The sequence below is a fragment of the Paenibacillus whitsoniae genome, from assembly GCF_003955665.1.
In the GTDB taxonomy this organism is placed as follows: Bacteria; Bacillota; Bacilli; order Paenibacillales; family NBRC-103111; genus Paenibacillus_E; species Paenibacillus_E whitsoniae.
This window is the reverse complement of record NZ_RXHU01000140.1, coordinates 1-5169: the sequence shown is the minus strand read 5'-3', so window position 1 is coordinate 5169 and position 5169 is coordinate 1. Positions and strand designations below refer to the sequence as shown.

The window sequence follows — 5169 nt, the reverse complement described above, 5'->3', positions numbered from 1 at the left end:
ACGGGAGCAACAGGAGTAACAGGGGCAACCGGGGCAACGGGAGCGACGGGAGCAACAGGAGCAACAGGGGCAACAGGAGCAACCGGGGCAACAGGAGCGACGGGAGTGACAGGAGCAACGGGAGCAACGGGGGCAACAGGGGCGACGGGAGCAACTGGAGCGACAGGCGCCACGGGAGCAACGGGAGTGACAGGGGCGACAGGAGAGACGGGAGCAACAGGAGCAACGGGTCCTTCACCAATACCGTCCTACGGATATGTGTTTAATACAGGTGCTCAAACTGTAAACGCTGGGGCAGACGTTATATTCAGTACAAATGGACCATTAGTTGGAGGTGTTGCACATGTAGCGGGTACTGCTGCTATCACTGTGACTGTTGCAGGTGACTATCTGAATCAATATGAGGTTACAACTGGATTGCAGGGAGGGAACCAACCAACTGCGTATGCGGTTGTGGTAAATGGAACAGTGCAAGCCTCAACGGTTTATGGTGATCAAACGAATGGAGCAAATTTTGCTAATACTTTAGTAGGTTCTTCAATCTTGACAATTCCTGCAGGGGCAACGCTTACTCTACGTAATGTAGGAGCTTCTGCCGATATATTACCAACAGTTATTGATGGGGCAACAATAGTTAATGCCTCAATCCGTCTAGTTAAAGTCAGTTGAAAAACCACGAATATCCTGCTTAGTCAATGATTACAGCTAGTCTATGTATGATTGAAAAGAATGAGGGTGAAGTAGGTTGGAGAGAAGTGAGAACCGTATTTTAATCGGCAGTCCAATTCAGCAAAAACCCCGTGTATTGCGTCATTTCTTAGAATTTTTGCTCAGACTTAATCATCAGAACATTGCATTCAGCTATGTGTTTATCGATGATAATACGGATCTACTTTCTAAAAGGATGTTGGCGGAGTTTGCTTTACATTTGAATAATGTAAGTGTGATTGATTCAAATGAAAGTAGTGTGTATGTAAGAAGTGAAAATACGCACTATTGGAACGATAGCTTAATCTGGAAAGTGGCAGAGTTCAAAAATCAAATCATAGCCAAAGCTCTTGAACAAGATGTTGACTATCTTTTTTTAGTCGATTCTGATTTATTGCTTCATCCACAGACAATACAACACTTGATTAATCAAGATAAGGACATTGTTTCAGAAATTTTTTGGACTCGATGGACATTAGATTCAGATCCTCTACCTCAGGTTTGGCTACGCGACCAATATACGCTTTATCGACAGTCTAGTGGAGAAACACTTTCGGATTCGGAAAAAGAAATTCGTTTGAATGAGTTCCTCGCCCAAATGAAAGTTGCTGGTGTATATGAAGTAGGAGGACTCGGTGCATGTACGTTAATAAGTAGGAAAGCCATTAGATCAGGGGTTAATTTTAAAGAAATAAAAAACCTTTCTCTTTGGGGGGAAGATAGGCATTTTTGTGTTCGCGCTCAGGCATTGGGGTTACATCTATTTGTAGATACACAATATCCTGCACTACATCTTTATAGGGAGTCTGATTTGGATAATGTCGATGCTTTTAGGCAGCAGACTCAAGATTATGTAAATAGTTCTCTTGATACTTTTGCTTTAAATCAAAAAATAGATGATATCCTCAACTATTCCGCAAGCAGACCGAAATTAACTTTATCTATGATAATTAGAAATGAAGAAAATCGCTTTTTAAGGCAAGTGCTTGAAAAGCATAAAGCCTATATTGATGAAGCCGTTATTATTGATGATGGCAGCACGGATAGGTCCATTGATATTTGTAAGGAAATATTAGATGGTATTCCGTTAAAGTTGGTCTGTAACCAAGAGTCAATGTTTCATAACGAAACGGAATTAAGACAACAGCAATGGAATGAAACAATAAAAACAAACCCAGATTGGATTTTAATTCTAGACGCAGACGAAATATTCGAGGACAGATTTGCCTCAGAGGTGAGATCACTTATCGGTCAGTCTGACATCGATTTAATTTGCTTCCGTCTTTACGACTTTTGGGATGAGAATCACTACCGTGAGGATAATTATTGGTACTCACATCGTACTTTTCGTCCGTTTCTCATGAGGTATCGTGAAGATTTCACTTACTGGTGGAAAAAAACTCCACAGCATTGTGGACGATTCCCGGAAAATATTTTTGAGTTACCTCACGGGATATCAACTTTACGGTTAAAACATCTCGGATGGTCTAAAGAGAAATTCCGCCTTGAGAAATTTAACAGGTACATGGAGCTTGACCCTGAGTATAAATACGGGTGGAGAGAACAATATCTTTCTATTCTTGAAGAAGATCCTCATCTAGTTGAGTGGATTGAATAATAAAACAAATTATGAAAAAAAGAAAACCGCAAGCGTCTCTGGGCCTTCCGCGAAGGGGGTTCAGGGGCGTTTTTGTTGTCACAATTTGCAGTTAACATGAAAATTTTGTAAACTATTAGGAGGAAAAAGGAGGAGGAAATAGAATGAAAGTTTTCAAGAAAGCGGCGGCTTTGCTAGGCTCGGCACTGCTGCTTACAACGCTGTTCGCTGCCACGGCTTCCGCAGCGGAAGAGAAACGTTTTGATTTTAAAGACGGCAATTATGTTACGATTTCTAATGTTGTGTCTACTAAGAAAGTGGAAGATGTCGGCTACGGGGATACGGAGTATGTGGTTCAAGCGCCGGCTACGGTTACGTTCCACGGCAAGCTGTCTGAGGAAACGCAAGTTGCGCGATGGGACGATCTGGAGAGCATTGGCTTGGTGGATATTAAGGATGGCAAAGCTGTCTTAACGGAGTCGGCTGAATATGGGTATGGCGTGTTTCCTGTTTTTGAAGGGCAAGCTCGGGGAGACAACAAACCGATTCTGCTGGACGTGGTAGGGGGCGGCGCGGCGGCGCCGGCTGACGAAGTGAAGGCACCGGAACCGGAGGCGCATGCTGTCACTCAAGCTGGGCCTGTGGCTGCAGCACCTACAGCGGCTAAAGTCATCGTCGACGGCAAAGCAGTTGCGTTCGAGGCGTACAATATCGACGGCAACAACTACTTCAAGCTGCGCGATCTGGCAATGGCTGTGAACGGGACCGGCAAAAGCTTTGCCGTCGGCTGGGACGCTGCCAAAAACGCGATTAGCGTTACAGCTGGACAAGCCTACACGGCGGAAGGCGGGGAACTGACCGCGTCTGCTGAGCTGGCGGCTAGACAGGCGACACCTACATCCGCTAAAGTATATGTAGGCGGCAAAGAAGCGGCATTTACCGCTTATAATATCGACGGCAACAATTACTTTAAGCTGAGAGATGTCGCGAAGGCGATTGATTTCGGCGTGACGTGGAATGCCGAAGCGAACGCCATCGGCATCGATACGAAGGCTGGCTATACTGAGTAATCCCAAGGCTGCGAAGCCGTTATCGCGAGATAGCGGCGGCAGCCTTTTATCTTTGTGACAGGAGGTGGCGGCGGTGAACCGGGCAAGATTGCTTTTACGAGCGGAGAAGCTGGAGTCGGCAATGGCCTTTTATCAGGATCGGCTGGGGTGGCGGTTGATTCGGCTGGAGGGCGGCATAGCGGCTTGGATGGCGATGGATGAGCTGAACAGCGCTGTGCTGCTTGCTGCATGCCAGGAGGAGCTCCCAGAGCCGCTGAGAGGAGATTGGCTGCTGCCGCACTACAGCGCTCCGCAGCAGGGGAGTCTGGTGTATCAGATGACGTCGTCTGTCTATGAGACGGAGAAACGCCTCCAAGAAAGCGGCCTCCCCATGGCGTGCCACGAGGAGCCCGGGCATACGAGGTCGCTGCATGTGCCGGCTATAGACGGGTACACGCTGGTATACTGGGAGGAACTGCATCCTGCTGACGAAGAAATCGTCAGGATGTATGAAGAGGGGATTGAAGCGTTGGAGCAGGCGGTCGCAGGCTTGAGCGCTGAGCAGCTCGACCTGAGCGAAATGCCGGGCAAATGGTCCGTCCGGGAGCAGGTGCTGCATGTCATCGACCTTGAGCTAGTGACGCTGCATAAAGTCAAGTTTGCACTTGCTGAGCCTGGGAAGTTCTATCAGGGCAATGCCTTTCAGGCGGACAGTTGGCATGCGGGATTAGCGTATTCGCGGCGATCGATTGCTAATGAGTTGGTGCTATTTCGAGCGGCAAGGCAGCATTTGTTGGGACTATGCAGAGACATCCCCGATGCGCTGGCACGCACCATTCGGACGGAACGCGGGGAAGAAAACGTCGCCCAACTGCTCAAAATGATGGCAGGCCACGCCAATCACCACATCCGCGCCATACAACGCATCCGAGAGAGGCATGGCGTATGAACATCGAATTTGAAAATCAGGAAATTACATTTCACGTTAGTTACGGCAATAGCAAGAAACTTGCGATCCACATGGATGGGACGGGGTTTATCACCGTTAAAGCACCGAAGGGAACGAGCGAGGAAGCGGTTAAAGAAGCGGTCCGGCAGCATGGCCGGGTTATTCTTCAGCGTCTTGCGCGCCTTGGTACGCTGCGGGAGACGTTTCAGCCCAAGTCCTACGACGAAGAGGGCAAATTTCTTCACCTTGGCAAAGCCTACCTTCTCCACGAGCTGATCGACACCGAAGGATTGGATGCGGAGGAGCTGAAGCTGCGGCTGAAAAAATTTTATTTTGCCAGCTGTAAAAAAGTGATCGCCGAGCGCCTACCGATCTATCAAGCCCAGCTGAAAGTGAAGCCGAAGTCGTTCGAGATCGAAGAGTCGGCTACCAAATGGGGAACCTGCTCCTCCGATAAAAGACTGACCTTCAACTACCGCCTGGCTATGGCGCCGGTCGAGGTCATCGACTACGTCGTCGTACACGAGCTGTGCCATCTGCTGCATATGAATCATGATCGCTCGTTTTGGCGACGCGTCGGCGGGATCATGCCGGATTACAAGGAGAAAGAGGCGTATCTGGCCAGGTATGGCGGGGCGATGACGTTGTGAGGTGGAGGGGTAGCCGAGGGGCTGATGAACGGCGTTGTGCGATGACGGCCGCGATCGCGATCGTGGGCCGCGGAGCACAGCTGGCGGTTCTTTTTTCTCAGCGTCTGTTACTCGCCGCAGCTATAGTACCCTTTTTTCGGTCCAGCTGATCCCACGTATTCACGACCCCCGCACCCTCGCCCCCGCCCGCTCAAACCTGCAAAAAAGCAGGCATCT

Annotated in this window: 5 protein-coding genes; all 5 read left to right on the top strand. The window is 48.8% G+C overall.

Annotated features, from left to right (window positions below):
- The first annotated feature begins 186 nt into the window (after positions 1-186).
- Positions 187-669 carry a collagen-like protein gene (locus EJQ19_RS32300; RefSeq protein ID WP_241243168.1) on the top strand — a complete coding sequence of 161 codons (483 nt, stop codon included), beginning with the start codon at positions 187-189 and terminating at the stop codon, positions 667-669.
- Between the two features lie 76 nt (positions 670-745).
- Complete coding sequence (locus EJQ19_RS31070) at positions 746-2326, top strand: glycosyltransferase (protein ID WP_126145090.1); 1581 nt, start codon at positions 746-748, stop codon at positions 2324-2326.
- A gap of 143 nt (positions 2327-2469) precedes the next feature.
- Positions 2470-3375, top strand: a complete 906-nt coding sequence (locus EJQ19_RS31065) for a hypothetical protein (protein WP_126145089.1) — start codon at positions 2470-2472, stop codon at positions 3373-3375.
- Positions 3376-3448: 73 nt separating this feature from the next.
- Positions 3449-4303 (top strand): DinB family protein, encoded by an 855-nt coding sequence (locus tag EJQ19_RS31060; protein WP_126145088.1) that lies wholly within the window; start codon positions 3449-3451, stop codon positions 4301-4303.
- Positions 4300-4953 (top strand): M48 family metallopeptidase, encoded by a 654-nt coding sequence (locus EJQ19_RS31055; RefSeq protein ID WP_126145087.1) that lies wholly within the window; start codon positions 4300-4302, stop codon positions 4951-4953. Before EJQ19_RS31060 ends, EJQ19_RS31055 begins: the two co-directional genes overlap by 4 nt.
- The last annotated feature ends 216 nt before the right edge of the window (positions 4954-5169 follow it).

What these genes read in the sequence shown, in the direction of transcription:
- EJQ19_RS31065 (WP_126145089.1), top strand. Translation starts at nt 2,470, where the DNA reads ATGAAAGTTTTCAAGAAAGCGGCGGCTTTGCTAGGCTCGGCACTGCTG.
- EJQ19_RS31055 (WP_126145087.1), top strand. Translation starts at nt 4,300, where the DNA reads ATGAACATCGAATTTGAAAATCAGGAAATTACATTTCACGTTAGTTAC.